Raw genomic sequence first — 26,295 nt, forward strand, 5'->3', positions numbered from 1 at the left:
TAGCGTCTTAGTTTTGCTCGCCTTCATCCGACCGTGAGCCCTGGTCGGAGCGTAGGTAGTTGAAGAACTCGCTGTCGGGCGAGAGAACCATGCTGGTATTTTTACCCAGCAAGGACTGCTCATACGCGGCAAGAGAGCGGTAGAACTCGAAGAACTCGGGATCCTTGGAATATGCCTCTGCAAACACACGGTTACGCTCGGCGTCTGCTTCACCCTCAATGATCCGCGCATCACGGCGCGCTTCGGATATGATTTCCTCGAATGTACGATCCGCAAGAGCGGTTACACGCTGGGCCGCTTCACGACCCCGCGCACGCTCGTCCGTCGCCTCGCGCTCGCGCTCAGCGATCATCCGTTGCAGTGTGGCGTCAAAGTTCTGCTCTGGCAGGTTTGTCTGACGTAGGCGCACATCCACAACTTCGAGGCCCAACGCATTTGCGCGCGCATCTGTCCGGGTACGGATCTGATCCATCAGGGCAGAACGTTCTGGCGACAGGATCGTGTTGGAGGTCACACCCTGCGAACCCAACACAGCACGTATCTGGGACTCGAGAATGCCGCTCAGATCATTGGCCGCGCGGACTTCACCGCCGGAACCTACGGCCTGACGGTACTGCACAACATCATCGATCCGGTAGAGGACAAAAGCGTCGATTTCCAAACGACGGTCATCGGCTGGCGTGACCTCGATCAAAGGTGTTTCGAGCGACAGGATACGATCCTCAAAGCGGACAACCTCGTCGACCATCGGCAACTTGAAGCCGAGGCCCGGCTCGGTGCGGACCTGAACGATCTCACCAAAGCGTAACACAAGGGCTTTTTCACGCTCGTCCACCACAAAGATGGAGGACAATACAGCAGCGCCGATGATGGCGACAATCGGGATCAGAAAGCTTGATTTGTTCATCAGTTGTTTCCTCCGTTACGGCGCAACTCGTTCAGCGGCAGATACGGGACAACACCCTGTCCACCTGCTTCGCCACCATTGTTCTCGAGAATAATCTTGTCGACCTGTCCAAACACTTTTTCCATCGTCTCAAGATAGAGGCGTTTGCGGGTCACATCGGGGGCCGCGCTGTATTCGGTAAGAACCGCCTCGAACCTGCTGGCCTCACCGATTGCACCGTTAACTTCACGCGCACGGTACCCTTCGGCAGCTTCCAGCAGCTTGGCGCTTTCACCGCGGGCCTCAGCGGTTTTTTGGTTGGCGTAAGCATCCGCTTGGCGCTCAAGGCGGTCGCGCTCCTGCTCGGCAGCCTGCACATCGCGGAATGCATCCACAACCGAAACTTGCGACGTAGCCCCGTTAGGGTCAGTCACGACAACCGTCCGGCTGGGCGGGTCGACCTTGTTCACGTTTACACGCAGGACATTTATACCGGTTTCGCGGTTGTCCAATGTCGACTGGATCAGTGCCTTCACCTGCTCTTCCACCAGACCACGGTCACGGTTGAGGATCGGGGCCAGCTCAGACTGTGCTATGATTTCGCGCATCGCGGATTCTGAGATCGCGCGGACAGAGGCATCGGGGTCGCGCAGAGAGAATTTGAACTGCTCGGCGTCCTTGATGTTCCACACAACCTGAAAATCAATATCAACGATGTTCTCATCTGTTGTCAGCATCAATCCGTCATTGTCACCCTGCGACCGGCTTACGCCCAATGTCTCGGTACGGTTGGTTGTAACGTCGAACACTTCGGCCGTCACAACAGGCCACGGTGCAAAGTTAAGGCCCTCGGTGCCGATGCCAGAAAACTTGCCCAAAAATAGCTCGATGGATTGCTGCTGGGTGTCTACACGATAGGTCGAGGCAAAAAGCCAGCCTGCAACCAGCACGAGAGCGCCGATTCCGACCATGCCGCGGGTAATTTCTGGCATGCCGCCGTTGCCGCCGCCGTCGCCACCGGTCCCGCCAGAGCGGTTCCCACCGCCCATGAGCACGCGCAGCTTTTCCTGACCTTGGCGTACCAGCTCGTCGATCTCGGGGATCGGGGGTTTTTCTCCGCCACCACGGTTGCCACCGCCATTGTTTCCACCGCCGCCATTGGAGCCGCCGTTATTACCGCCGCCGTTATTACCGCCGCCGTTATTACCGCCGCCATTGTTCCCGCCGCTGTTGCCGCCGCCGCCCCAAGGACCGCCCGTATTACCAGCCATATATATTCATCCCTCTTTAAGTCGCCCCGTACCGGAGCAGGCTTGTCGTATGCTGTGTAAACTGTACGTTCACACGTTTATTTCAAGATGCGAGCACCCAAGTTGTGCTGACATCCATCTTAATTAATTGACGTTATGTTGTGCGCACCGGCGTGCGCATCGTTACCAATTCCTCTGACATCGTAGGATGGACAGCGCAGGTTTGGTCAAATTGCTCTTTTGTGGCGCCCATCTTGATCGCAATGCCTGCCATCTGGATCATCTCGCCGGCCTGCGGTGCGACGATATGACAGCCCAGAACAACACGGGTTTTCTTGGATACGACCAGCTTCATCATCACGCGATCCTCACGGCCCGCAAACGCGGTCTGCATCGATTTGAACGAGGTCGCGTAAATCTCTACCGGCTCCTGCTCGCGCGCGGCTTCCTCCGACAGCCCCACGGTGCCCATCTCTGGCTGGGTGAACACGGCAGAGGGGATCAAATCGTGATCCACCGGCGTAGGCTCTCCCCCGAAAACGGTCTTCACGAATGCCATACCTTCGCGAATCGCCACCGGTGTCAGGTTCACGCGGTCGGTCACATCACCGATGGCGTAGACCGAAGGCACGCCCGTCTGGCTATATTCATTCACCTCGATGGCACCATTTTTGCCCAGCACCACACCGATATCTTCCAGCCCCATATCATTTGAGTTGGGTGTACGACCGGTCGCAAAGAAAACTTTGTCAAAAATCTTTTCCTTGCCGATCGTGGCCTTTACCCACGTGCCGCCCTCGCGCTCTTCCATCTCGAGGATGCTGGCGCCTGAATGCAGATTGATGCCGCGGCTGCTCATTTGCTCTGCTACCAGCCCTCTGGCTTCATCGTCAAATCCGTTAAGAATTTGGCCGCCCCGGAAATACATCGTCACCTCGACGCCCAGACCATGCAGAATGCAGGCAAACTCGCAGGCGATGTAGCCGCCGCCGACAATAAGCATTGATTTGGGCAAGGCCTCCAGATCAAAGATGTCGTCAGACACCAGACCCAGCTCGGCATTTTTCATTGGAGGACGCACAGGGCGCCCGCCTGTCGCGACCAGAATATGCTTTGCCGTCTTCTCTTCACCTGTCGACAGGGTCACGGTATGCGCGTCTTTTAGCGTCGCACGAGCATCGAATTTTTCGACGCCTGCCCCATCCAGAAGATTGCGGTAGATACCTTCCAGCCGATCAAGTTCGCTGCGCATTTTACCTGCAAAATTATGCCAGTCGAAAGGCCCGTTATTGACGTCCCAACCATAATTTTGGGCATCCTCGAACACATCGCGGTAGCTTGAAGCGAAAACCATCAGCTTTTTTGGCACGCAGCCCCGGATGACGCAGGTGCCGCCATAACGACTTTCCTCTGCGAGGCCGACCTTCGCGCCATATTCTCCGGCCGCCACACGTGCTGCGCGCACGCCGCCAGAGCCGCCCCCGATCACAAACAGGTCATAGTCAAAATCGCTCATCTCAGGGCCTCTCAATCACTCAGGTCAGAAAACAAATTATCGCTCTCGACAAAATCAAGGCGCTCTGTCGCAACAGTGCCCTCGTTTATGTCGCGCACTTCTACACGGCCGTCACCATATCCGATCACCACTGTATCACAGATGTCGATAAACAGACCGTTTTCGACCACTCCGGGCATCTGGTTGACCACCAGCGACAGCTGTCGCGGGTTGCCGATGCGGTTGAGGTGAAGATCGAGAATATAGTTACCCTCGTCGGTATGGAACGGGCGGTCGCCGTTCATCCGAAGTGTGCTGGATCGCCCAAGCACATCCATCGAGATCAGCGTCTCCTCAACCAGTGCCTGTGTGGTCTGCCAGCCGAACGGTATGACTTCGATGGGTAACGGGAAAGCCCCCAGATGCTCGACCTCTTTGCCGATATCGGCAATTACGATCATTTGGTCGCTGGCTGTTGCTACGATTTTCTCTTGCAGCAATGCGCCTCCGCCGCCCTTTATCAGGTTCAACTCACCGTCAAATTCATCCGCGCCATCTATGGTAATATCGAGCCATTTTGCCTCGTCCAGACTTATGACTTCGATGCCGACATCGCGGGCCAACTGGGCGGTGCGGCTCGACGTGGGGACACCACGGATTTTGAGCCCGTCATCGCGCACCATCTCGCCCAGACAACGGACCAGCCACGCAGCGGTTGATCCGGTTCCCAGCCCCACACGCATACCGTCCTCCACAAATTGGGCCGCACGTTTGGCCGCGACGAATTTTGCTTTGTCTATGGGTGACAGGTCTGAAGACATGGTGAACTGCTCCGGTTGGGTATGGCCGTCCTTATAGGAAAGATGCGCGCAGGGTGCGAGGGGCAATCGTGCGGCGCGGTGCCACGCCATCCCGCGCGCGCGCCCGAAACACGCGACAGCCTGTCGCTTTCAGGTGTGCAGGTTGTGTCCCGCGCAGGCAAACAGCCCCCATGACCTATGTGCTTCATTATGCTCCCGACAACGCCTCGCTGATTGTCCGCCTTGCCCTTGAGCATCGCGGGCTGCCTTTTGACACACGGCTGGTCGATCGCAGGACCCAAAGCCAGCGCAGTGCGGCCTATCTGGCCCTTAATCCGCACGGTCTTATCCCCGTTCTTGAAACGCCCCAAGGGCCGCTGTTTGAAACGGGTGCGATCGTATTGTGGCTGGGCGATACGCACGGAGGTCTCGGCCCTGGTCCGCAATCTCCTGATCGCGGTGCCTATCTCAAATGGCTGTTCTTCACCGCAAACACCCTGCACCCTGTCCTGCGCATGATGTTCTATCCTGAGAAATATATTGGTCCCGACAGCGCGCACCATACCGCCCTGCGCACAGGTCTGCACAACCAGATCTGCGCCGCGCTTGCAGCACTGGAGCAGATCGCCGCCTCCCGCCCCGACTGGCTCGGGGCGCAGTCGCCCAGCGCGCTCGACTTTTATATCGCGGCCTGCCTTCGTTGGTGTGCGCTCTATCCAACCAATGTTCCGCGCGGCTGGTTTGACCTCGGGGCGACACCGGCACTGGCGGCTTTATGCAAGCGCCTTGAATGCCTTCCTTGCGTGCATGCCGTGCAGACAGCAGAAGGTCTGGGAGCCACACCATTCACTGCGCCACAATACGCCAATCCACCCCATGGGAGTGCAACCTGATGTTTCTATCCGTTTTCGAGATGTTCAAAGTCGGTATTGGCCCCTCGTCCTCGCATACGATGGGGCCGATGGTCGCGGCGGCACGCTTCCTCGACATGATGCGGGCGTCGCCGTTTCGGTTTACCGGCGTGCGCGCCTCGCTGCACGGCAGCCTTGCCTTCACCGGCATTGGCCATGCAACCGACCGCGCCACCATTCTGGGCCTCGCCGGCTTCACACCCGAAAGCTATGAGGCAGGCCGCGCCGATGAGGCCCTGAAAGGGATCGAGGAGGCCCACATGATTTCTGTGGATGGCCTCGCCCCCCTGCGTTTCAACCCAAAAACCGATCTGGTGTTCGATTATGATACCCCGCTTAAAGGTCACGCAAACGGCATGGTCTTGATGGCCACAGACGCACAGGGCGATATCACGCTGCGACAGGTCTATTATTCCATCGGGGGCGGTTTTGTGATGACCGAAGAGGAGCTTGCCGCAGGCAAGGACACCGATGAGGGCGCCCCCGTCCCCTACCCCTTCAAATCCGCCGCTGAGATGCTGGCCATGGCAAAAGCTTCAGGCAAAAGCATCGCGGGCATGAAACGCGCAAACGAGGAATCACGCGGCGGAGCGGAAAACCTGCGCAGCGGCACAAAGCGCTTGTGGCAGGTGATGAACGACTGCATCAACCGCGGGCTAGAAACGGATGGCATCCTTCCCGGTGGCCTGAACGTCAAACGCCGGGCCAAGGGCATCCATCAGGCCCTACTGGCCGAACGTGGCACAAACCAGCAGGCACCACACACTATCAACGACTGGATGAGCACCTATGCAATGGCCGTCAATGAAGAGAACGCGGCAGGCGGTCAGGTGGTTACAGCGCCCACCAACGGTGCCGCTGGTGTGATGCCGGCAACCCTGCGCTACTATCTGGATCACGTACCCGGCGCCTCCGAGAACCACATCGAGGACTTCTTGCTGACCGCAGCCGCCATCGGCGGTCTGGTAAAATTCAATGCGTCCATTTCCGGTGCCGAAGCAGGGTGTCAAGCCGAAGTAGGCTCTGCCGCCGCAATGGCCGCAGGAGCCCTTTGTGCCGTCATGGGTGGCACACCAGAGCAGGTCGAGAACGCAGCAGAGATCGCGCTCGAGCACCACTTGGGTATGACCTGCGACCCTGTGCGCGGTCTGGTACAGGTCCCATGTATCGAGCGGAACGGACTTGGCGCGATCAAGGCTGTCTCGGCAGCGTCGCTGGCGCTGCGCGGCGACGGCACGCATCTTGTCCCGCTGGATGCATGTATTGAGACCATGCGCCAAACCGGCGCGGACATGAGCGAGAAGTACAAAGAGACCTCGCTCGGCGGACTGGCTGTTAATGTGCCCAACTGCTGACGCTCGGTCAACTGCTTGGTTCGGAACAACCTGCTCTTCTATGCGTAGTCTTTACAACGCATGCCTTTTTGGGCGCGCACAGAAAAAATAAGGACACCCCATGAATATCTTGATGATCCTCACCTCACACGACAAACTCGGCAACACTGGCGAGAAGACTGGCTTCTGGCTGGAAGAATTTGCTGCTCCTTATTACGCGCTCATTGATGCGGGAGCGAAAGTAACGATCGCCTCGCCCAAAGGCGGCCAACCCCCTCTTGATCCAAAAAGCGACACAGATGACGCTCAGACCGATGCGACAAAGCGCTTTAAATCAGACGACGATGCGCAGGCTGCCCTTGCGTCCACCAAAGTGCTGTCCGGCATAAAAGCCGAAGGTTTCGATGCCGTATTCTATCCTGGTGGCCATGGGCCGCTGTGGGATCTTGCCGAGGACGCTGACAGCATCCGCCTTATCGAGGCTTTCGCGGAACAGGATCTGCCTATCGGTGCGGTCTGCCACGCGCCCGCAATTTTCAAACACACAAAGCTTGGCGACAAGCCTTTGGTTGCAGGCAAGAAGGTCACTGGCTTCACAAACTCCGAGGAAGAAGGTGTTGGCCTCACCGACGTGGTGCCCTTTCTGGTTGAGGACATGCTCAAGGAAAATGGTGGTGTCTACGTGCGCGGCGATGACTGGGCCAGCTTTGTAACCACGGACGGAAAACTGGTGACAGGCCAGAACCCCGCCTCTTCCGAGGAAGCTGCTAAAGCTTTGCTCGCCCTACTCTGAGACCAGTTGGAGGTCTGGAAAGAGGGGGATGATATGCATGCATATCGTCCCCCTCTTTTTATGCGTAAGCCGGCTTGAACTATTCGAGCCTTTCCAGTCCGCTTTATCTCGCGCAAAGTGAAAAACATTCCGCTGCCATTATGCGGCCTTGCCAGAGGCCATGCACCATCTTACCCATCTAAAGATGACACCCGACAAACCGGTTCTCGGTATCCTTCTTATGCTGGGCTTTTGCGTCCTCGCTCCTTTGGGGGATGCGTTGGCTAAGCTGCTGGGGACGACAATTCCTTTGGGCCAACTGGTCCTTATCCGCTTTGCTGTACAAGCGGTTCTTCTTATTCCGCTAGTGGCATTTGCAGGCATTCCTTGGCGCCTGTCTCCGCGCGCCTGGCGTCTGGCGGTGATCCGCACTGTACTGCACATCCTCGGCATCGGATCAATGTTCACATCACTGATGTTCCTGCCCTTAGCCGATGCCATCGCCATCGCCTTTGTCATGCCGTTTTTCATGCTGCTGCTGGGTCATTTCGTGCTGAACGAAGAGGTCGGCCCCCACCGTATGGCCGCATGCGGTATCGGCTTTGTCGGAACCTTGCTCGTGATCCAGCCAAATTTCCTTTCGGTAGGTTGGGTCGCGCTACTGCCGGTAAGCGTTGCAATCATCTTTGCTCTCTTCATGCTCACCACCCGCCAGATCGCCCGCGAGGCGGATCCTATCGCCCTGCAGGCAGTCAGCGGCGTGATTGCCCTCGTGATCCTTGCCCCTGCTCTGGTGCTGGGCCACATGCTGGCACTCAAACCTCTCACCCTGATCCAGCCAACCGTATGGGAATGGCAAATGCTTGCAGGTATTGGGATCCTTGGAACGGCTGCGCATTTGCTTATGACATGGTCCCTGCGTTTTGCCCCCAGCGCCACACTGGCACCGATGCAATACCTCGAAATTCCGGTAGCAACCGCCGTGGGCTTCTGGCTGTTCTCCGATCTGCCCGACAACCTTGCGGCAGTTGGCATTACTTTGACGGTGACGGCCGGGATATATGTGGTGCTGCGCGAGCAGGCCAGCGCGCGCCGCCTTGCACAAAATGCGCCACCAGCGCAGTGAGGTAGCCTCGCGGCACGATAAGCAGCATCCCCGCCCTCTCTATCTCTATATGTATAGGGCCGTTCGCGCGGTTGGAGGTGCCCACCAAACGCGCCGGATCAAATGACAGACCGTCAATGGGCCATTCCAACCCCCTACTACACCCCTGTACAGCAAGCAGCGGAAAGAGCGACACAACATCTCCTGCGACTGTGTTCAGTGATAACACCGGTGGCGCGATCAGGATCACTTCTTTCTCAGCAAGGAGAATGCAGGGCCGGTCCGCCCGCACCAAAAGCGTGTGAAACGCAGCCAGCTGATGATCCACGCGCCCCCCGCAGAAGCCTGCCCCAATCACCACCGGCGCGTCGACGCTGCGAAGTGCCTTGTCGAAATCAGTAGATTGTTGTTCACTCACGCGGTGCTGGCGGTCGGGCGGCACGCGGGCAAGGGCCTCGGGGGGAGCACTATCCATATCGCCCACCACAGCGTCGGGGATGATCCCTGCGCCCAGCGCGGTCACAAGGCCACCATCCACCGCGACAAGCGTGCCCGCGATGGTTAACGCATCTGTAAGGTCTTGCGCGCTAGCGTGTCCCCCACCGAGAAGTGTGACTGGACCGGAACTGCTGAGAATGGTTTTTGACATGATACCTACATGCCCAAGTTGGCGACCGACCACAATATCGCCACACAATGATACCGTGTCTGGCACAGTTTCGGACCGCTTTGGCCTTGGATATCATGGTAAACATGTCCCAACTAATACGCAGAGGACGAGCATCCGATGATTAACAACAATAAAATTCTTACGGTTTCTTATGGGACTTTCTCGTGCACTCTTGAGGGGTTCGATGATTCTTTTGGAACGATGAAGGCCATTGCAGAATATTTTAGAGATCTTTCCGCTGACGACCGCTATTTTGGCGCAGAGCCGATACAGCCGGACGCCCAGATGCTGGCACGCATCGCCCAGCGCGAGATTTCACGCCACGTCGAGGCCCGCGAGGATCATGGGCGAATCGTCCTCTCCGCCCAAAACGCACCCGAAAAGGCAGCCGCCCGCGTTGCCTCCGACGCCGTCGATGACGTTGCAGATGCAATCGCAGAGGCAACAGTAACTAAAAACGCGACTCCTTCTAATCCTGCCGCACCGGATACAGCTCCTGCACCGACACCCGCCGGTTCTGCGCCAGCAGCCGAAACAGCGCTGAAACGTGACGTGGTTCGCAGCATCCCCCAGCCGGTCATAAATGTCGCTCCGGCTTTGACGCCTCGTGACATTGTGCCCAGCTTGCCCGACGAAGAGGTCGAAGCTTTCTTTGCCGACAGCAAATCAACCGAACAGACGAACCCGGAAGCAACCAGCAACGAAGCAATCGAGGAAGATATCGCGCAGAGTCGTGCCAAAGCCGACAGTATAGCCGACAAACTCAAGCGTATCCGCGCCGTTGTCTCCCAACAGGGCGAGGCAGCAAAAGCACCAGCGACTGCCGACTACTCCGAGGATGAGCACGCAGAGGCGCCAGCAGCGCTTGCGCACTCGCAGAAGTTTGTCGCAACGGAGCAAGAGGCCGCCACCGAGACTGCAGAAAACACAACTGATACCGTTCTTGCCAGCACGCGGCGTGATCTGGAGGATGCGCTTGATGCGGATGACGCAACCGAAACCGAAGCGCAGATTGACGATGGCAGCTATGATGACGCGGCTGACGAGAGTGAAGAAGACAATATTGCCGCGATCCTGAGCCGTCTTGAAAGCGAGGCAGAAACATCCAGCGCAGCTTTTGACCGCTTGGAGCAAGCGGAGCCCGCAGGCGACCCGGATACCGCTTCGTTCGATAATGACGAAGACGCAGATGATCTCGATGGCAACATTCTTGCCGCTATGGACAGAATCTCGGCTGGCACAGCAGTGGAGGATGCCGCCGATGAAAACCTGTTTGAGGATGAAAAACACGAAACGCCCGCCGCGCCCGTGACGCCGTCGCTGGCAACGGCGCCGGTAGCTCCGCGCACTCGCGTGCTCAAAGTAAAGCGCGCTACGCTTGAGGCTGCGATAAAATCAGGCCAGCTTGAGGAATATGACGACACGCCAGAAGCAGCGCAAGCGGACCCCGCCCCGTTGCGCAAAGCGCCTCTCGCAGAGCGATCCTCGCTCAGCGACGAGGCCGAAGAAGCACTGGCGCGCGAACTTGCAGAGCTCGAGGCGGACATGGATGCAGGCGACACGCCAGCACCCAGCCGTACTGACGCAACTTTCGAAGCACTTGATGAAACATTCGCTGATGATGATTTCGAGGACGAAGACGACTTTGAAGACGACGATGTCGAAGACGACGATGTCGAAGACGACGAGACCGCAGATTATGACGATGAGGAAGATGAAACTACTGTAGCCGCGCCCGTTGCCCGTTCCCGCATGTCTCCTCCAGCCGACGAGGATTTCTCCCGCCTGATGGAAGAGAGCAAGCATCAGATGGAGGAGCCCGAGGCCGCAACACGCCGCGACGCATTTGCCCACCTGCGTGCTGCTGTTGCTGCGAAGAAAGCAGACGAAGCTGTCGGTGTCTCGGATACAGAAGAAGACACCGGTGAGGCCTACCGCGACGATCTCGCCAATGTTGTGCGCCCCCGCCGCCCTGTCTCTACCGAAGGGTCCCGGACCGGTCGTCCCGTCGAAGCACGCCCCGCCCCCCTCAAACTGGTCGCAGAGCAACGGATTGATGCCGGCGAAGTGCGCAGTGCAGTGCCGGTTCGACCCCGTCGCGTGGCCGCGATTGTCCCGCAACCTGATCAACATACCGCGTCAAATGCCGAAGGTTTTGCCGATTTCGCAGACGAGATGGGCGCTACAAAGCTGCCGGACCTGCTCGAAGCGGCCGCCGCTTATTTGTCATTTGTCGAGGGCCGCGAGAATTTTTCCCGTCCCCAGTTGATTACAAAGGTGCGTCAAGTGGAGAAAGAGAATTTCACCCGTGAAGACAGCCTTCGATCCTTCGGGAAACTGCTGCGTGAAGGCAAGATCGAAAAAATGAAGGGTGGCCGCTATCAGGCTTCCGAGCAAATCGGCTTCAAACCGGCCAAACGCGCCGCGGGCTGATATCACCAAGACTTCAAACAAAAAGGCGGGCCTCGCAGGTCCGCCTTTTTGTTTTTCCGGTTGGACGTGACATCCTTATTGTACGATGCCGTTTAGATTTCTACACGCAGATGAAAAACGCCCGCGATCTACATGGGAGATTAAGACCTGCTGGAGCGTCGTAAGAAACTTTTGCCGAAATCCTAGCCTCACGACGCAACAGACTGCGTTTGCCTTTAGGCCAGAGGATCTTGCGGTCCGTCAGGATCGGCCTGACCAACACCTTTAAACACCGCCTTGAGGGGGAAGGCCCAAATTACGCCGGAGCCCACATAAATCAACAGCTCAACCCAGAATGGTGGGCGGTCAAAAAGAGAGATCACAAAAACCATCAGCACAATATAAACCGGCAAAGCGACCAGCAGCATAAAGAGCGACCAGCGGCGCCGTGCTTTGTAACTCAGAGCCATGTTAATTCCTTTTTTTTACAGCGGGATAACCCGTTAAATGGCCCGTCCCGCTGTATTTTCAATCGCGACACTTAGTCCGCGAAAGGGTCCGTCACCAGAATCGTGTCCTCACGCTCCGGCGAGGTCGACAGCAACGCGACAGGACATTCGATCAACTCCTCCACGCGGCGCACATACTTGATGGCCTCTGCCGGCAGGTCGGCCCAGCTGCGTGCGCCTTCGGTCGATTCAGACCAGCCGGGCATTTCTTCGTAAACGGGGGTACAGCGTGCTTGCTGGTCCGCAGCGGTTGGCAAATAATCCAACCGCTTGCCGTCCAGCTCGTAGCCTACGCAAATCTTGAGCGTCTCGAAACCGTCCAACACATCAAGCTTTGTCAACGCGATCCCGTTAACACCCGATGTCATGCAAGTCTGGCGCACCAATACGGCATCAAACCAACCGCAGCGCCGCTTGCGCCCTGTGACAGTGCCAAATTCATGGCCCCGTTCGCCCAGCCGTTGACCGTCCGCATCGTGCAATTCAGCCGGAAACGGCCCCTCGCCCACGCGGGTTGTGTAAGCCTTCACAATCCCCAACACAAAATCGATAGAACCGGGGCCGATACCCGTCCCTGTTGCTGCCTGACCTGCGATTACGTTGCTCGAGGTCACGAAAGGATAGGTGCCAAAATCAATGTCCAGCAGCGCACCCTGCGCTCCTTCAAACAAGATCCGCTTACCTGCCTTGCGCTTCTCGTTGAGAATCTTCCACACAGGTGCGGCATATTCAAGAACGCTCGGCGCAATAGCGCGCAGATCCGCCAGAAGCCTTGCACGGTCTACAGGCTCCAGCCCCAAACCGCGCCGCAGCGCGTCATGATGGACCAAGGCACGGTCCACCCGCAGCTCGAGCGTCGCATCATCGGCCAGATCGGCCACCCTCACAGAGCGCCGCCCGACCTTGTCTTCGTAGGCCGGCCCGATGCCACGTCCGGTCGTGCCGATCTTGGCTACTGTTGTCTGTTCCTCACGGGCGCGATCCAATTCGCCGTGAATCGGCAGAATCAGCGGTGTATTTTCCGCAATCATCAGCGTCTCCGGTGTAATCGTCACACCCTGCCCACGCAAACCGGCGATCTCGCGCTCAAGGTGCCAGGGGTCCAGCACCACGCCGTTGCCGATCACTGACAATTTGCCGCCACGTACAATGCCGGAGGGCAACAAGCTCAGCTTGAACACCTCGCCATCAATGACCAGCGTGTGGCCAGCGTTATGCCCGCCTTGAAACCGCGCAATTACGTCCGCCCGCTCGGAGAGCCAGTCGACGATCTTGCCCTTACCCTCGTCACCCCATTGGGCGCCTACGACAACAACATTGGCCATGATATTCCTCTCAACTCATCTGGGGGGCGCACGGCATGCGCATTCCGAACCCGTGCCCCTGATAGCGGTCCATGCAGGTGCGCGAAACAGGAAACTGAACGCAAGCCATAGACTTTTGCATACCACCGCTGGATATTGCGGCAAAACAGTTCAAAGGACACTCGAACATGGGCTTTTTAATCCGCTGGATTTGCGCCTTTGCGCTGCTGGCCGCGACATTCAATCCCACCGAATACAACTATGTGCAGTGGGTGCGGAGTTACGGCGGGATGAATATGTCAATTGCGGTGCTGACGGGGCTGTTCCTGCTGATCGGCTACATCATCTATTTGCGCGCGACCCTGCGCAGCATCGGCGGACTGGGTATGGTGCTGGTGCTGGCCGTCGTCGGTGCAGGTCTCTGGGTCCTTTATGATCTCGGCGTTCTGCGCCTCAAAGACCCAAGCATGAATGTCTGGCTCGGTCTTGGCGCTCTCAGTTTTGTGCTGGCGATCGGCCTCAGCTGGAGCATCGTGCGCAGGGCGATGTCAGGGCAGGCAGATGTGGATGATGTCGACGTCTGAGGGGCGCATGAATATGCTCCAGGGACCCGGGGCAAGGGTTCTAAGCCGTGTCAGGGCTCATCACGTCGTCCAGCAACACCGGTTTGCCATGCTCTGTCGAAAGATAGGCGCGCTCCCATGCGGCACGCAATGCCTCAACCTTGACAGGATCAGACAGCGCAATTTCCGCTAGAAACTCCTCAAATGTCTCTAGCCATGCGATGAAATAATCCTCACCGCCGTTCAAATCCTTCGAGGTGCCGTGCTTTTTTAGGGTGGCCGAAAAACGCATCGCCCAAACGCTCCAGTCGAAATGCCCCGCCTCGTTGAGGTGAACCGTCAACGCAAATACCTGCGCGTGCCATGGGGCATCGAACACAGGTGTCAGACTCCCCATATCCGGTTCGTTCATGCCGGCACCAGATAGCTTTGCCACAGATCCAGAACCACTTCGTCGCCTGCGTGCTCGGGATGCTGCCACAGTTGATCCGCAGCAAACACCACAGCATAGAGAGGCTCAGGTGCTTCACCCAACCCATGGGCATTGCTGTCGGGCAACACATGCGTTCCGTGATACCGCAGGATAGTGCCTTTTGCTCCCGCCGCGTAAGACGGCAGGCGCGTGTGGCCTCCTTTGACCATTGTGTTCTCGGCGATGGCCCGCGTGACGACGGCATCTCCCACCGCAAACACAGGCGTCACAGCGCTCGGACGGTCAGCAGGTCCGCCACGGGCAAGAACACCGGCCACCTGATCGGCAGACAGCTTTTTCACGGCAAGTTCACTGATCTCGCCTTGTGATTTTCCCGCCAGCTCGTCGCGGCTCACTACGCCCGTATCAACCAGCAGCGTGGCCAGCCCGCCCATCCACTTTTCGTAATAACTAAATGCGGTGTAATCTTTTGGGGCGAGGCATTCGCGGGCATGGCGCGATACGTCGATGTTCCATTTCCCCAAACTTCCCGAAGCCAGCACCAACGCCAACGCACGCGGATGCCAATCGGCATGGAATTTCACACTCTCGTCTTCGGGCACCACAGGTCCGTCACCAAAACGGCCCCCCATGTCGTGGATGCGGCTCACGCTGGCACCTTTGCCAGTCCGGTCCCGATCATGCTGTCACGCGTGACCAGATCCATCAGCGCGTCTTCGGATAATCCTTCGGTTCCGTCGGGTCGCATCGGCAGCACCAGATATCGAACCTCTGCCGTCGAATCCCAAACCCGCACCGCCGTGCCCGCAGGCAATGTCACGCCAAAGTCGGCCAGCACCGCGCGCGGCTCACGCACAGCACGGGCACGGTAAGCATCCGACTTGTACCAGCCTGGCGGTATCCCCAAAAGAGGCCAAGGATAACAGCTGCACAACGTGCAGACGACCATATTATGGGTTTGGGGTGTATTCTCAACGATCACCATATGCTCGCCCTGACGGCCGAAATATCCCATCTCGTCCAGAACGGCGGTCGCATCCTCGCGCAGCGCTTTAGCGAAGGATGGATCACTCCAGGCGCGGGCGACGACACGAGCCCCGTTCCGCGGGCCGATCCAGTTTTCATAGGTGTCGATGATCACATCTAGGGCGGCAGGATCAACCAGCCCTTTTTGCGTCAATAACGTCTCGAGCGCCTTGACTCGCAGCGCGGGCGCTGGCGGCAAAAGGCTGTGCGGGTGATCATGGTCAGGGCTATCATGGGGCATAGCCTGCAGATTGCACCGCAATATTCTGCTTGTCTATGGCCCGCATGCACCGATTGCATATGCATCCTCCCTTGCCCCCACATCCAAACTTGCCTAGATACCCCCCGAACCGACCCAGAAAAGAGCATCCAGCACCCCATGGAAAATGTCGTCCTGATCGTCCACCTTATTCTTGCGCTTGGCCTTATTGCGGTCGTTTTGTTGCAACGCTCCGAAGGCGGCGGTCTGGGAATGGGCGGCGGCGGCGGTGCAAATTCCGGTCGTCCCCCTGCCACCCCGATGAGCAAGGTGACATGGATTTTGGGTGCCGCATTTGTCGTTACCTCGATCACACTTACCATCGTGACGGCGCAAAAATCTGCGGGATCATCGGTACTTGACCGTTTGACCGCTACCCCCCCCGCCCTCAACCAAGGCAGCGTACCGGCACCGGACCTCAACAACCTGTTGCCCCCCGCCGATGGCGACAACACGCCGCTGGTTCCAACACTCGACTAACGAAACACTCAACAATTTGAGGCAGGCCGGACTTTCGTAACATCATGTTGCGCCCGTTGCCTTGCCTTGACTGTCCGAATCCTGTTAGACTGAACTCCCGTGGGGTGTGCAAATTGCACCCGGCTGGGCATGTCTCGGACAGGCTCAATTGACGCAGACAAGACGCTTAGACGCGCACGGGAGAGACTCTACATGGCACGCTATATTTTCATCACCGGCGGTGTTGTATCCTCGCTTGGCAAAGGTCTGGCATCAGCTGCTCTTGGCGCGCTTTTGCAGGCCCGCGGATTCTCGGTGCGCCTGCGCAAGCTTGACCCCTACCTCAACGTCGATCCCGGCACGATGAGCCCGTTCGAGCATGGCGAGGTATTCGTCACTGACGATGGCGCCGAGACCGACCTTGATCTGGGCCATTACGAGCGTTTCACTGGCGTTTCTGCCCGCAAAACCGATTCCATCTCATCGGGGCGCGTTTACTCCACCGTCCTCGAAAAGGAGCGCCGCGGCGACTATCTGGGCAAGACCATTCAGGTAATCCCCCATGTAACAAACGAGATCAAAGAGTTCCTGAGCATCGGCGACGACGAAGTTGATTTCATGCTTTGTGAAATTGGCGGCACCGTGGGCGACATCGAAGGCCTGCCGTTCTTCGAGGCAATCCGCCAGTTCTCCCACGACAAGCCGCGTGGCCAGTGTATTTTCATGCACCTGACCCTGCTTCCCTATCTTGCTGCCAGCGGTGAGCTGAAGACGAAACCGACCCAACACTCGGTAAAAGAACTACAGTCCATCGGCATTGCGCCTGATATCCTTGTGTGCCGGTCCGAGCATCCGATCCCCGATAAAGAGCGCGAAAAGATCGCGTTGTTCTGCAACGTGCGCAAGGATTCGGTTGTAGCCGCCTATGACCTGAAATCCATCTACGAGGCCCCGCTGGCCTATCATGCCCAAGGCCTCGATCAGGCCGTGCTGGACGCCTTCGACATCTCCCCCGCGCCAAAGCCCGACCTGACGGTCTGGCACGATGTGTATGACCGCATCCACAACCCAGAAGGCGAGGTAAAGGTCGCCATCGTCGGCAAATACACCCAGCTCGAGGATGCTTATAAATCAATTGCCGAGGCTCTGACACACGGCGGCATGGCCAACCGTGTGCGCGTCAAGATTGAGTGGGTCGATGCAGAACTGTTCGAGGGTACAGATGATGTCGCCCCCCATCTAGAAGGGTTTCATGCGATTCTCGTACCTGGCGGATTTGGCGAGCGCGGCACCGAGGGCAAAATCAAAGCTGCCCAATATGCGCGGGAGCATAAAGTCCCCTATCTGGGCATTTGCCTCGGCATGCAAATGGCGGTTATCGAGGCGGCGCGAAATGTGGCGGGCCTGTCCACCGCCGGCTCCGAAGAATTCGACCACGAATCTTCGGGCAAAAAGCGGTTCGAGCCTGTGGTCTACCACCTCAAGGAATGGGTGCAGGGCAACCACAAGGTCGAGCGCAAAGTCGGAGACGACAAAGGGGGCACGATGCGTCTGGGTGCCTACGATGCCACGCTCAAGGAAGGTTCGAAAGTCGCCGAAGTCTATGGCACCACCGCCATCGACGAACGCCACCGCCACCGCTATGAGGTCGACATCGCCTACCGCGAAAAACTCGAAGAGGCCGGCATGTCATTCTCCGGAATGTCCCCCGATGGCAAGTTGCCCGAGATCGTGGAATGGTCCGATCATCCGTGGTTTATCGGCGTGCAATTCCACCCCGAACTCAAGTCGAAACCCTTCAAACCGCACCCCCTTTTCAAGGGCTTTGTCAAAGCAGCGAAGGATATGTCGCGGCTTGTCTAGGGGGCCTTACTTTCAAGGGGGTAAGGTTTGTTTTATGGTGATTTTCGGCATTTTATGCCCCATAATCCGCATAGCACCGATAACTGCTAGACTACCGAAATTCGCCCGTGCCCAATTTGCCACAACTTCGATTATTGCCGACAAAGAAACAGTCGCTGAATTGCTGGTCGCATGATTCTCCTTTAGGTGGAATTTATTAATAAAGTATTAACCCTACAGAGCAGGAAACAGAAATGAAACTTATCATCGCATCCGTTGTTGCAGCATTTGCCGCAACCTCCGCATTCGCAGGCAGCCTCGAGTACACACCCGTCGAGACAGCGCCAACACCGATCGCACCACAGGCCTACAATGACCTGAGCTGGACCGGTGGCTACGCTGGTCTTCAGTACAACGACGGCGACTTCGAACTCTCCGACGGTGTTGACTCCGCAAGTGTTGACGTAGACGGCTTCGGTATCCACGGCGGCTACCTCTATGACCTCGGCCAGTACGTTGTTGGTGGTGAATTGTCCTATGACCGTTTGTCCGCAGACGGTTCCGACGAAGATGTTGACCTGACACGCCTGCGCGGCCGTGTTGGTTATGACTTCGGTAAGTTCATGCCGTACGCAACTCTTGGTATCGCCAACATCTCCGCAGATGACCTGAGCGAAACAGGCCTGACTTTCGGTATCGGTGCAGAAATGCTGGTTACAGAAAAGTTCAGTGTTGGTCTTGAGTACTCGCGCTCGCAGTTCAACGACATTGACGACGTTGACGGCCTTGATGGCGACCTGGACCTGATCCAGCTGCGCGGTTCGTTCCGCTTCTAAGCAATCGATCGCTTTATAAAATTACCATAGGTAGCCTTTATAGCTACCTATGGTATTCTGCTATCGAACAGCCAACAAAGAGGCCTCCGATGAGCAGCAACCACGTCTACCAATCCATTGCCCGCGCCACGTTTGAACACGGGGCCGATACGATTTCCGGGCTGATGGGTGACGCAAACCTCTTCATGGTCGATAGTTACGTGCGTGAATGCGGTGGCCGTTTTGTGCCCGCAGCCCACGAAGGCAGTTGCGTGCTGATGGCGCTGGCCTATGCACATGTCTCGGGGCGCGTTGGCGTTGCAACCGTCACTCACGGCCCTGCCCTCAGCAATTGTATTACAGCACTGACCGAAGCTGTGCGCGGTCATGTCCCGCTTGTCCTGCTGGCCGGTGACACCCCCACCGACAATCCCCGCCATTTACAAAGCATCGACCAGCGCGAATTGGTCAAGGCGACCGGCGCAGGGTTCGAGCAGATTCGAACGCCTCAGACCACCTGCAAGGATGTAGCCCGCGCCTTTTACCGTGCGCGGGTCGAGCGTCGCCCCATCGTGCTCAACATGCCTGCTGATTTCATGTGGCAAGAGGCCCCTTACGAGGGGCAGGTTCTTGATGTGTTTACCGCGCCCGGTGGCGTGGCCGAAGGCGACATTCTAGATAATGCTATCGGAATGATTGCCTCTGCGCGCCGCCCGCTCATCCTTGCCGGTGGCGGTGCGATTGCCGCCCGTGACCAGCTTATCCGCCTCGCAGACAGGCTTGAAGCGCCGCTGGCGACCACCCTCAAGGCCAAAGGGTTGTTCAACGATCACCCCTATAACGTGGATATTTTCGGCACCCTCTCGACCCCTGCCGCCTATGATCTGATGGGGAAGGCCGATTGTATCATCTGTTTCGGCACCGCCTTGCACGATTTCACCACCGACCGCGGCAAGCTTATGAAGAATAAGCGGATTATTCAGGTCGATGTCGAGCCTACAGCGATTGGCGGAGGCCTGCATCCCGATGCAGCCCTTGTTGCCGATGCGGGTCTGACAGCGGATACTATCGTGCATTGGCTTGACGCGGCCGAGATCGCGCCAAGCGGTTTTACATCAGAGCTGGATGTTGAAACCCTGACCCACCACCCTGTGACCGCACCGAAAAACGCGGCAGGCACGATCAATTACGTTGCAGCCCTTGAGCAGCTTGAGCGCGCCCTGCCCCGCGACCGCGTACTGGTCACAGACGGGGGCCGCTTCATGACCGAAGTCTGGTGCCGCATCTCGGTGCCAAATCCACAGAGCTTTGTCAGTACTGTCAATTTCGGCTCAATCGGTCTGGGCCTGCAAGAGGCGATCGGCGCAGGCATTGCGGCACCGGACCGTCCGGTTGTATTTTTCACCGGCGACGGCGGGTTTATGATGGGCGGCATCAACGAATTCAACACCGCGGTTCGCCTCGGTCTCGACCTCATTGTGATCATCGCCAACGATTCTGCTTATGGTGCCGAGCATATCCAGTTTATTGACCGGCAAATGGATCCAGGCCTGACATTGTTCCACTGGCCTTCTTTCGCGGAAATTGCAAAAGCGCTGGGCGGCGAAGGAGTTCAGGTTCGCTCCGAAGAGGATCTGAAATCTGCCCTGACCGCCCTTGAGAACCGCACGGGGCCTTTCCTGATCGAACTTGGGCTTGATCCGCACGATGTTCCCCGTATGCGCGCCTGAGCGGACAAGTCGCTATCGCTGACGGCACCAACGCTAACGCGTTCATCGTGATCAGCACCTGACATGGCTGCAGCGCGGATTAGCCGTTGCGCGCAGCCGCCTATCCGCTACACCGAACCCATGCTCAGCTACCAACATATCTACCATGCGGGGAACCTCGCGGATGTTCACAAACATGCTTTGTTGGCGTGGATGCTCGACTATCTGACGGCCAAGGACAAACCCCTGACATACATCGAGACGCATGCAGGTCGTGCCCTCTATGACCTCTCCGCTGACGAGGCGCTCAAGACCGGCGAGGCGAAGGCAGGGATCGCGCAGGCGCGCAAATGGTTCAAACCCGAACACCCTTATGCCCGCGTTCTCGACCGTGTCACCGCCGAGGATGGTCTTAACGCCTATCCGGGCTCACCGTTGATCGCCGCCCACCTGCTGCGCCCAACCGACACAATCCATCTGGCCGAATTACACCCGCGCGAACACGCAGCACTTGAGTTGGCGATGTCGCCCACAGGTGCCAAGATCCACCTGCGCGACGGGTTCGAGACGGCCTTTGCACTTTGCCCACCGATGCCGCGCCGCGGTTTGCTGCTGATCGATCCCAGCTATGAGATCAAGGAAGATTACAACACCATCTTCCGCCACATCGCCAAGCTGCACCGCGCATGGAACGTCGGCATCATAGCGCTTTGGTATCCCATTCTGACCAGCCGTATGCACGAACCGATGCTCGAAGCGCTTAGCGCCCAACACCCTGACGCCCTGCGCCACGAGGTCCGCTTTGCGCCTGCGCGTCCGGGTCACGGGATGGTCGGATCGGGGATGTTTGTGCTTAACCCGCCCTACGGCCTGTCACAGGAGGCAAAGCGGCTCGCAGCGGATTACAACAGGTTGCGCTGACGCACCAAACTATTCGAAAAGGAGAGTGTTATGCCAAAAAAGGGATATTGGATCGGGAACATGGATGTTCGTGATGCCGCGATTTACGAAAAATATCGGGCTGCAAACGCCAAACCCTTTGCCGCCTACGACGCGAAATTTCTGGTCCGCGGCGGCACCCAGCAGATCCGTGAAGGATCCGCACACAGCCGCACTGTCGTCATCGAATTTCCCAGCTATGCCGACGCCGTCGCTTGTTACGAAAGCCCGGGCTATCAGGGCGCAAAAGACATCCGCATGAGCGTTGCAGACGGCAGTCTTATCATCATCGAAGGATACGAATCCTGATCCTTCTGACGCGGCCCATTATTGGAATTGGCAATGCTTTCGAACTGGGTTAACAAAAAAACCATGTTAGAACGCCTTTTTCCGCGCCGTGCGCCTTCGCCCAAACCCTTGCCTCAGCCCAATCCCCAGCTTGCTCTGGGGGCACTTTTGGTGCGTGTGGCGCTGGCCAACCGCCAGTATCTGGCCACAGAAGTCGCCCAGATCGACCGGATATTGAGCGCGACCTTTAATCTTAAACCGCTTGACGCGGCCAAGTTGCGGGCGGTCTGTGAAGCACTCGAACGTCACGCACCCGGCACAACCGAATTTGCACAAATCCTGCGCGACGAGGTTGATTATGCTGACCGCAAGGCGCTTGGAGATGCAATGTGGGCTGTTGCAATGGCAGATGGCCGACGCGACGACCGCGAAGAGACACAGCTTCTTGCAATAGAGACGGCCCTTGGCCTTACGGACGCCGATATCGCACAGGCACGCGAAAAAGCGCTCGGGAATTTGTAAATTGCCCTAAACCCACTAGGTAAATATCCATGTTTGCAGATTTCCTAAAACGGCTGACTGATCCAGCCCCCGCCCAACTGCCTGATAGCGATGCCCGTCTCGCGCTGACTGCATTACTTGTACGTGTTGCACGCTCTGACAATCACTACAGTGAAGCCGAACGTGCGCGCATCCAGAATATCATCAGCAAGCGATACGACCTTGATACAGGTGCGCGCGACGCTCTACTTGCCGATGCAGAAGCTCTTGAGGCCGAAGCGCCAGATACTGTGCGCTTTACCCGCGCGATCAAAGACGCGGTGCCCTATGACGACCGCCTTGCGGTGGTCGAAGCACTCTGGAATGTCGTTCTTGCGGATGGCAGTCGCGCCAAGGAAGAAGATGCACTGCTGCGCCTTGTCGCTAATTTGTTGGGGATTACCGATATGGACAGTGCCCAAGCCCGCCAACGGGCTGAGCAATAAATCAGCAACTTACCTTAGGTGAATTTGAGCACCGGACCATTGCACATTGCAAACAAGGCGATTCTCGCGTCTTATCCCGTCTGCACTTGTAACAGATGGCTTTGACGTGACAGAAGACACACCCGTTATCGAAATTCGCGACCTCCACAAAGCCTATGGTGCTTTGGAGGTGCTTAAAGGCGTCAGTATCGCGGCGCCTAAGGGTCATGTGGTGTCTCTCATCGGCTCGTCCGGTTCCGGCAAATCGACACTGCTGCGGTGCTGTAATCTGCTGGAGGACAGCCAGCAGGGTGAAGTCCTTTTCAAAGGAGAGCCGGTGAGTTGGCGCGGCAAAACCCAGAACCGCCGTCCCGCCGACCCAAAGCAGGTGCTTCGGATCCGCACAAATCTCAGCATGGTGTTCCAGCAGTTCAACCTCTGGGCACATATGACGATCTTGCAAAACGTGATGGAGGCACCTCTGACCGTGCTCGGCCGCGAGCGCGCGGAGGTCGAGGCAGCGGCCCGCGCCTACCTCGAGAAAGTCGGCATAGGCGACAAATGCGATGTATACCCCGCCCAGCTTTCTGGTGGCCAGCAACAGCGCGCTGCCATTGCGCGCGCTTTGTGCATGGAGCCGGAGGCCCTTCTGTTTGACGAGCCTACCAGCGCGCTCGACCCCGAGCTTGAGCAGGAAGTCATCAAGGTGATCAAGGATCTGGCCGCCGAGGGCCGCACCATGATGATCGTCACACACGACATGAAACTGGCCGCCGATGTATCGGACACAGTTGTGTTTTTGCACAACGGCCTGATTGAGGAACAAGGGCCGCCTGAAACGTTGTTCAGTGCGCCCAAATCAGAGCGACTGCGCGGGTTCATCTCTGCAACCCACGCCGCATAAACCGTAAACGGTAACACCAGGGAGATACCTAATGAAAAAACTTATCCTCGCGACATCAGCACTGGCACTGACAGCTGGCATGGCAATGGCCGACGGCCACGCGAAAACCATCCGTCTGGGTACCGAAGGCGCATTCCCTCCCTACAACTTTCTCGACGATAAAGGTGAAGTCGCCGGCTTTGAGCGCGAAGTGGGCGATGAACTGTGCGTGCGCGCAGAACTGACGTGTGAGTGGGTCACAAACGAGTGGGACAGCATTATTCCGAACCTCGTTTCCGGCAACTACGATGTAATCATCGCGGGCATGTCCATCACCGAAGAGCGCGACGAAGTCATCGACTTTTCCGATCCCTACACCCAGCCGGATCCATCTTCCTTTGTCTCAACCTCTGCTGATGTTGATCTGAGCACCGCCATCATCGCCGCACAGACAGGCACAATTCAAGCGTCTCATGTTGCCTCCATGGCAGGTGCTACACTGGTTGAATTCGCCACGCCCGAGGAGACAGTGGCTGCTGTGAAAAATGGCGAGGCTGACGCAGTTCTGGCAGACAAAGCATTCCTGCTCCCCGTCTCCGAAGCAGATGCCGACCTCAGCCTCGTCGGAGACGACATCCTGCTCGGCGGTGGTATTGGCCTTGGCATCCGCGAAAGCGATGGCGATCTGCGCGAGAAGTTCAACGCTGCCATCCAGTCGATGAAAGACGACGGCACATTGAATGCGCTGATCGAAAAGCACCTTCCCGGCGCCGCCGCATTCTAAACCAACAAACAAGGAGGGGCGCATCACCGTGCGCCCCTCCTTCATTTTTTGATAAACTCAATTGCGCTCATAAAGTGAGCGCACCTGTTGTGAAACGAGCAAACCCATCTTTAGTTACTGCACCGATCCAGATCAAATCGCCGGCCTGACATGGCTCAGCTGCTACCTGACCACAGGCAAGCACATGAACCTCTATTGGTCCGTTGTTACAGTAATGATCCTGCTGGTGATCACCGCGCCGCTGTCGCTACTGTTCGGTTTCGGCGGTGCCTCCGCTGCGCGCTCGCGCATCGCCCCCCTGCGCTGGATCGGTAAGTCCTACATTGCCATCGTTCGAGGCATCCCCGACATCGCCTTCTTTTTGTTCTTTGTGATCGCGCTGGATCAAGGCATTGAGTATCTGCGGCACAAGGTTATGTGCCCCGACTGGGACCAGCCGATCCGTCAGGGAAATGATTTTATCGTCTGTCAGGCTGCCAAAATGCCGTTGGGAAGTTCCCCCCAGTGGGTCCATGAGACATATGGATTCTCCATTGCGGTGCTCACATTTGCAATTGTTTTCGGTGCCTTTGCCGCCAATGTCCTGTTTGGCGCGATGCGCGCTGTACCCCGCGCGCAACTTGAAACTGCCGAGGCTTACGGCATGTCACCAAGACAGATTTTCCGCCGGGTGTTGGTGCCGCAAATGTGGGTTTATGCCCTGCCGGGGCTCGGTAATTTGTGGATGGTTCTCGTGAAGGCCACACCACTTCTGTTTTTGTTGGGTGTCGAGGATATCGTGTACTGGGCACGCGAGCTTGGCGGCACCAAGACGCCCCGTTTTACCGACTACCCTCATGGCGACTGGCGGATTTGGTACTTTTTGGCGCTTTTGCTATTTTATCTGGCGCTCACCGCAATTTCCGAGCGCCTGCTTGCGCGCGCAATGCAGCGCCTGACAAAGGGTCAGGCCACGACGGGCGGCGAAGCGCAACGGAGGCTCGCATGATCTTTCGATCCAGCAGTTCCCCCATGCCCGCACCGGAGCAGCAGGCATGAGCTGTATCCAGACAATTCAGGATTACGGTCTGCGCGCCATCGGCATCGGAGAGCGTCTGTTACCGCGTCAGGATTTTACCCTGTGCGAGCAATTTACACTGATCGGCTCTGGCATGATCTGGAATGTCTATTTCGGCCTGACCGCGCTGATTCTTGGGTTCTTCTTTGCCACCGCACTCGCTCTCGGAAAGGCGAGCCCATGTGCGTGGCTGCGCAGACCGTCAAACTGGTTCGTCTTCATCTTCCGCGGCTCACCGCTGTTTATCCAGTTCTTCTTTGCCTATTTTTTGTTTCTCAGCCTTAAATCTGAATATGCGATGTTCGACGCGTTTACCTCTGCATGGCTTGGCGCTGTGATCGTGCTGTTTTGTAATACCTCCGCCTATTCCGCCGAAATTTTCTACGGCGCTCTCCAATCCATCCCAAAGGGGGATGTCGAGGCGGCAGATGCCTACGGCCTGTCCGGCTGGAGCCGTTTTCGCAGGGTGATCTGGCCAACCATGATGCGGCTTGCCTGGCCCGCCTACACAAACGAGGCGATCTTTCTGTTTCACGCAACAACGCTCGTTTATATCTCAAGCTTTCCGGCATGGCAGCAGCGTGGTGACGCACTCTATTATGCCAGTTACTTTGCCGACAAAACCTTCAATCCGTTCATTCCCTACCCGATCCTTGCAGGCTATTTCGTATTGCTGACGCTGGTGATCATTTCTATCTACGGACTGATAAACCGCCGTCTTAACCGGCACCTGCCCGCCGAGCGGCGGCAAAAAATACGCTTGCGCCCTAATCTCATACGGTAGTACGTCTGATTTGATCAAATTAATCTGTGGCGCTGGCCACG

At 57.4% G+C, this 26,295-nt stretch carries 28 protein-coding genes; 18 read left to right on the plus strand and 10 right to left on the minus strand.

The window, feature by feature from the left end; translation table 11 throughout:
* Positions 1 to 7: 7 nt before the first annotated feature.
* The 4 genes from hflC to rpiA all read right to left on the minus strand — a co-directional run bounded on the left by hflC (position 8) and on the right by rpiA (position 4,452).
* Positions 8 to 907, minus strand: a complete 900-nt coding sequence (gene hflC / locus C8N30_RS17380) for a protease modulator HflC (protein ID WP_025061519.1) — start codon at positions 905 to 907, stop codon at positions 8 to 10.
* Positions 907 to 2,157 (minus strand): FtsH protease activity modulator HflK, encoded by a 1,251-nt coding sequence (gene hflK, locus C8N30_RS17385; RefSeq protein WP_025061518.1) that lies wholly within the window; start codon positions 2,155 to 2,157, stop codon positions 907 to 909. The genes hflC and hflK overlap by 1 nt, the downstream gene beginning before the upstream one ends.
* 133 nt (positions 2,158 to 2,290) lie before the next feature.
* On the minus strand, positions 2,291 to 3,652 hold the full coding sequence (gene gorA, locus C8N30_RS17390; protein WP_025061517.1) for a glutathione-disulfide reductase: 1,362 nt from the start codon (positions 3,650 to 3,652) through the stop codon (positions 2,291 to 2,293).
* 11 nt (positions 3,653 to 3,663) lie between these two features.
* Positions 3,664 to 4,452 carry a ribose-5-phosphate isomerase RpiA gene (gene rpiA / locus C8N30_RS17395; protein ID WP_025061516.1) on the minus strand — a complete coding sequence of 263 codons (789 nt, stop codon included), beginning with the start codon at positions 4,450 to 4,452 and terminating at the stop codon, positions 3,664 to 3,666.
* A gap of 170 nt (positions 4,453 to 4,622) precedes the next feature.
* Here rpiA and C8N30_RS17400 point away from each other — a divergent pair, with 170 nt between their 5' ends.
* The 4 genes from C8N30_RS17400 (at position 4,623) to C8N30_RS17415 (ending at position 8,574) form a co-directional block, all read left to right on the plus strand.
* The gene (locus C8N30_RS17400; protein WP_025061515.1) at positions 4,623 to 5,324 is read left to right on the plus strand and encodes a glutathione S-transferase family protein; all 702 of its coding nucleotides are present in this window, start codon (positions 4,623 to 4,625) and stop codon (positions 5,322 to 5,324) included.
* Positions 5,324 to 6,697 (plus strand): L-serine ammonia-lyase, encoded by a 1,374-nt coding sequence (locus C8N30_RS17405; protein ID WP_025061514.1) that lies wholly within the window; start codon positions 5,324 to 5,326, stop codon positions 6,695 to 6,697. The genes C8N30_RS17400 and C8N30_RS17405 overlap by 1 nt, the downstream gene beginning before the upstream one ends.
* A gap of 100 nt (positions 6,698 to 6,797) precedes the next feature.
* Positions 6,798 to 7,469 carry a type 1 glutamine amidotransferase domain-containing protein gene (locus C8N30_RS17410; RefSeq protein WP_025061513.1) on the plus strand — a complete coding sequence of 224 codons (672 nt, stop codon included), beginning with the start codon at positions 6,798 to 6,800 and terminating at the stop codon, positions 7,467 to 7,469.
* 184 nt (positions 7,470 to 7,653) lie between these two features.
* Positions 7,654 to 8,574, plus strand: coding sequence for a DMT family transporter (locus tag C8N30_RS17415; RefSeq protein ID WP_025061512.1), 921 nt, complete (start codon positions 7,654 to 7,656; stop codon positions 8,572 to 8,574).
* On the opposite strand, the gene C8N30_RS17420 is transcribed toward C8N30_RS17415, so the two are convergent.
* Positions 8,483 to 9,268: a thiamine diphosphokinase gene (locus tag C8N30_RS17420; RefSeq protein ID WP_025061511.1), complete on the minus strand. Its 786-nt coding sequence runs from the start codon at positions 9,266 to 9,268 to the stop codon at positions 8,483 to 8,485. The genes C8N30_RS17415 and C8N30_RS17420 overlap by 92 nt on opposite strands.
* Positions 9,269 to 9,340: 72 nt before the next feature.
* On the opposite strand from C8N30_RS17420, the gene C8N30_RS17425 reads away from it, so the two are divergent.
* Complete coding sequence (locus tag C8N30_RS17425; protein ID WP_025061510.1) at positions 9,341 to 11,656, plus strand: hypothetical protein; 2,316 nt, start codon at positions 9,341 to 9,343, stop codon at positions 11,654 to 11,656.
* A gap of 215 nt (positions 11,657 to 11,871) precedes the next feature.
* Here C8N30_RS17425 and C8N30_RS17430 read toward each other — a convergent pair whose 3' ends face one another.
* Positions 11,872 to 12,105, minus strand: coding sequence for a DUF2842 domain-containing protein (locus C8N30_RS17430; protein ID WP_025061509.1), 234 nt, complete (start codon positions 12,103 to 12,105; stop codon positions 11,872 to 11,874).
* Positions 12,106 to 12,176: 71 nt separating this feature from the next.
* Positions 12,177 to 13,469 (minus strand): adenylosuccinate synthase, encoded by a 1,293-nt coding sequence (locus C8N30_RS17435; protein ID WP_025061508.1) that lies wholly within the window; start codon positions 13,467 to 13,469, stop codon positions 12,177 to 12,179.
* A 167-nt stretch (positions 13,470 to 13,636) separates the two neighbouring features.
* On the opposite strand from C8N30_RS17435, the gene C8N30_RS17440 reads away from it, so the two are divergent.
* Positions 13,637 to 14,032, plus strand: a complete 396-nt coding sequence (locus C8N30_RS17440; RefSeq protein ID WP_025061507.1) for a DUF6524 family protein — start codon at positions 13,637 to 13,639, stop codon at positions 14,030 to 14,032.
* 40 nt (positions 14,033 to 14,072) lie between these two features.
* On the opposite strand, the gene C8N30_RS17445 is transcribed toward C8N30_RS17440, so the two are convergent.
* From C8N30_RS17445 to nthA, 3 genes are read right to left on the minus strand one after another with little or no spacing between them, the layout of a single operon-like run.
* A complete protein-coding gene (locus C8N30_RS17445; protein ID WP_025061506.1) occupies positions 14,073 to 14,423 on the minus strand; it encodes a nitrile hydratase accessory protein in 351 nt (116 codons plus the stop codon).
* The gene (gene nthB, locus C8N30_RS17450; protein ID WP_025061505.1) at positions 14,420 to 15,094 is read right to left on the minus strand and encodes a nitrile hydratase subunit beta; all 675 of its coding nucleotides are present in this window, start codon (positions 15,092 to 15,094) and stop codon (positions 14,420 to 14,422) included. The genes C8N30_RS17445 and nthB overlap by 4 nt, the downstream gene beginning before the upstream one ends.
* Positions 15,091 to 15,711 carry a nitrile hydratase subunit alpha gene (gene nthA / locus C8N30_RS17455; RefSeq protein WP_025061504.1) on the minus strand — a complete coding sequence of 207 codons (621 nt, stop codon included), beginning with the start codon at positions 15,709 to 15,711 and terminating at the stop codon, positions 15,091 to 15,093. The genes nthB and nthA overlap by 4 nt, the downstream gene beginning before the upstream one ends.
* Positions 15,712 to 15,849: 138 nt before the next feature.
* Here nthA and secG point away from each other — a divergent pair, with 138 nt between their 5' ends.
* From secG to C8N30_RS17515, 12 genes are all read left to right on the plus strand, one after another.
* Positions 15,850 to 16,209 (plus strand): preprotein translocase subunit SecG, encoded by a 360-nt coding sequence (secG, locus tag C8N30_RS17460; RefSeq protein ID WP_025061503.1) that lies wholly within the window; start codon positions 15,850 to 15,852, stop codon positions 16,207 to 16,209.
* 192 nt (positions 16,210 to 16,401) lie between these two features.
* Complete coding sequence (locus tag C8N30_RS17465; RefSeq protein WP_025061502.1) at positions 16,402 to 18,051, plus strand: CTP synthase; 1,650 nt, start codon at positions 16,402 to 16,404, stop codon at positions 18,049 to 18,051.
* 233 nt (positions 18,052 to 18,284) lie between these two features.
* Entirely contained in the window at positions 18,285 to 18,866 is a 582-nt protein-coding gene (locus tag C8N30_RS17470; RefSeq protein WP_025061501.1) for an outer membrane protein, read from the plus strand.
* A gap of 89 nt (positions 18,867 to 18,955) precedes the next feature.
* Positions 18,956 to 20,575 (plus strand): thiamine pyrophosphate-binding protein, encoded by a 1,620-nt coding sequence (locus tag C8N30_RS17475; protein WP_025061500.1) that lies wholly within the window; start codon positions 18,956 to 18,958, stop codon positions 20,573 to 20,575.
* A 120-nt stretch (positions 20,576 to 20,695) separates the two neighbouring features.
* Positions 20,696 to 21,475 carry a 23S rRNA (adenine(2030)-N(6))-methyltransferase RlmJ gene (locus C8N30_RS17480; protein WP_025061499.1) on the plus strand — a complete coding sequence of 260 codons (780 nt, stop codon included), beginning with the start codon at positions 20,696 to 20,698 and terminating at the stop codon, positions 21,473 to 21,475.
* A gap of 30 nt (positions 21,476 to 21,505) precedes the next feature.
* Positions 21,506 to 21,802 carry a DUF1330 domain-containing protein gene (locus C8N30_RS17485; protein WP_025061498.1) on the plus strand — a complete coding sequence of 99 codons (297 nt, stop codon included), beginning with the start codon at positions 21,506 to 21,508 and terminating at the stop codon, positions 21,800 to 21,802.
* Between the two features lie 63 nt (positions 21,803 to 21,865).
* On the plus strand, positions 21,866 to 22,303 hold the full coding sequence (locus C8N30_RS17490; RefSeq protein WP_025061497.1) for a tellurite resistance TerB family protein: 438 nt from the start codon (positions 21,866 to 21,868) through the stop codon (positions 22,301 to 22,303).
* Positions 22,304 to 22,332: 29 nt separating this feature from the next.
* Entirely contained in the window at positions 22,333 to 22,767 is a 435-nt protein-coding gene (locus C8N30_RS17495) for a tellurite resistance TerB family protein (protein WP_025061496.1), read from the plus strand.
* Positions 22,768 to 22,873: 106 nt separating this feature from the next.
* Positions 22,874 to 23,650, plus strand: a complete 777-nt coding sequence (locus tag C8N30_RS17500) for an ABC transporter ATP-binding protein (RefSeq protein WP_025061495.1) — start codon at positions 22,874 to 22,876, stop codon at positions 23,648 to 23,650.
* Positions 23,651 to 23,681: 31 nt separating this feature from the next.
* Positions 23,682 to 24,413 (plus strand): transporter substrate-binding domain-containing protein, encoded by a 732-nt coding sequence (locus tag C8N30_RS17505; RefSeq protein ID WP_025061494.1) that lies wholly within the window; start codon positions 23,682 to 23,684, stop codon positions 24,411 to 24,413.
* A 106-nt stretch (positions 24,414 to 24,519) separates the two neighbouring features.
* Positions 24,520 to 25,401, plus strand: coding sequence for an ABC transporter permease (locus tag C8N30_RS17510; RefSeq protein WP_025061493.1), 882 nt, complete (start codon positions 24,520 to 24,522; stop codon positions 25,399 to 25,401).
* Positions 25,402 to 25,447: 46 nt separating this feature from the next.
* Complete coding sequence (locus tag C8N30_RS17515; RefSeq protein WP_025061492.1) at positions 25,448 to 26,254, plus strand: ABC transporter permease; 807 nt, start codon at positions 25,448 to 25,450, stop codon at positions 26,252 to 26,254.
* Positions 26,255 to 26,295: the final 41 nt, after the last annotated feature.

Origin of the sequence: Sulfitobacter guttiformis (assembly GCF_003610455.1) — a bacterium.
In the GTDB taxonomy this organism is placed as follows: domain Bacteria; phylum Pseudomonadota; class Alphaproteobacteria; order Rhodobacterales; family Rhodobacteraceae; genus Sulfitobacter; species Sulfitobacter guttiformis.

What these genes read in the sequence shown, in the direction of transcription:
- hflC (WP_025061519.1), bottom strand. Translation starts at nt 907, where the DNA reads ATGAACAAATCAAGCTTTCTGATCCCGATTGTCGCCATCATCGGCGCT.
- hflK (WP_025061518.1), bottom strand. Translation starts at nt 2,157, where the DNA reads ATGGCTGGTAATACGGGCGGTCCTTGGGGCGGCGGCGGCAACAGCGGC.
- gorA (WP_025061517.1), bottom strand. Translation starts at nt 3,652, where the DNA reads ATGAGCGATTTTGACTATGACCTGTTTGTGATCGGGGGCGGCTCTGGC.
- rpiA (WP_025061516.1), bottom strand. Translation starts at nt 4,452, where the DNA reads ATGTCTTCAGACCTGTCACCCATAGACAAAGCAAAATTCGTCGCGGCC.
- C8N30_RS17400 (WP_025061515.1), top strand. Translation starts at nt 4,623, where the DNA reads ATGACCTATGTGCTTCATTATGCTCCCGACAACGCCTCGCTGATTGTC.
- C8N30_RS17405 (WP_025061514.1), top strand. Translation starts at nt 5,324, where the DNA reads ATGTTTCTATCCGTTTTCGAGATGTTCAAAGTCGGTATTGGCCCCTCG.
- C8N30_RS17410 (WP_025061513.1), top strand. Translation starts at nt 6,798, where the DNA reads ATGAATATCTTGATGATCCTCACCTCACACGACAAACTCGGCAACACT.
- C8N30_RS17415 (WP_025061512.1), top strand. Translation starts at nt 7,654, where the DNA reads ATGACACCCGACAAACCGGTTCTCGGTATCCTTCTTATGCTGGGCTTT.
- C8N30_RS17425 (WP_025061510.1), top strand. Translation starts at nt 9,341, where the DNA reads ATGATTAACAACAATAAAATTCTTACGGTTTCTTATGGGACTTTCTCG.
- C8N30_RS17430 (WP_025061509.1), bottom strand. Translation starts at nt 12,105, where the DNA reads ATGGCTCTGAGTTACAAAGCACGGCGCCGCTGGTCGCTCTTTATGCTG.
- C8N30_RS17435 (WP_025061508.1), bottom strand. Translation starts at nt 13,469, where the DNA reads ATGGCCAATGTTGTTGTCGTAGGCGCCCAATGGGGTGACGAGGGTAAG.
- C8N30_RS17440 (WP_025061507.1), top strand. Translation starts at nt 13,637, where the DNA reads ATGGGCTTTTTAATCCGCTGGATTTGCGCCTTTGCGCTGCTGGCCGCG.
- C8N30_RS17445 (WP_025061506.1), bottom strand. Translation starts at nt 14,423, where the DNA reads ATGAACGAACCGGATATGGGGAGTCTGACACCTGTGTTCGATGCCCCA.
- nthA (WP_025061504.1), bottom strand. Translation starts at nt 15,711, where the DNA reads ATGCCCCATGATAGCCCTGACCATGATCACCCGCACAGCCTTTTGCCG.
- secG (WP_025061503.1), top strand. Translation starts at nt 15,850, where the DNA reads ATGGAAAATGTCGTCCTGATCGTCCACCTTATTCTTGCGCTTGGCCTT.
- C8N30_RS17465 (WP_025061502.1), top strand. Translation starts at nt 16,402, where the DNA reads ATGGCACGCTATATTTTCATCACCGGCGGTGTTGTATCCTCGCTTGGC.
- C8N30_RS17470 (WP_025061501.1), top strand. Translation starts at nt 18,285, where the DNA reads ATGAAACTTATCATCGCATCCGTTGTTGCAGCATTTGCCGCAACCTCC.
- C8N30_RS17475 (WP_025061500.1), top strand. Translation starts at nt 18,956, where the DNA reads ATGAGCAGCAACCACGTCTACCAATCCATTGCCCGCGCCACGTTTGAA.
- C8N30_RS17480 (WP_025061499.1), top strand. Translation starts at nt 20,696, where the DNA reads ATGCTCAGCTACCAACATATCTACCATGCGGGGAACCTCGCGGATGTT.
- C8N30_RS17485 (WP_025061498.1), top strand. Translation starts at nt 21,506, where the DNA reads ATGCCAAAAAAGGGATATTGGATCGGGAACATGGATGTTCGTGATGCC.
- C8N30_RS17490 (WP_025061497.1), top strand. Translation starts at nt 21,866, where the DNA reads ATGTTAGAACGCCTTTTTCCGCGCCGTGCGCCTTCGCCCAAACCCTTG.
- C8N30_RS17495 (WP_025061496.1), top strand. Translation starts at nt 22,333, where the DNA reads ATGTTTGCAGATTTCCTAAAACGGCTGACTGATCCAGCCCCCGCCCAA.
- C8N30_RS17505 (WP_025061494.1), top strand. Translation starts at nt 23,682, where the DNA reads ATGAAAAAACTTATCCTCGCGACATCAGCACTGGCACTGACAGCTGGC.
- C8N30_RS17515 (WP_025061492.1), top strand. Translation starts at nt 25,448, where the DNA reads ATGAGCTGTATCCAGACAATTCAGGATTACGGTCTGCGCGCCATCGGC.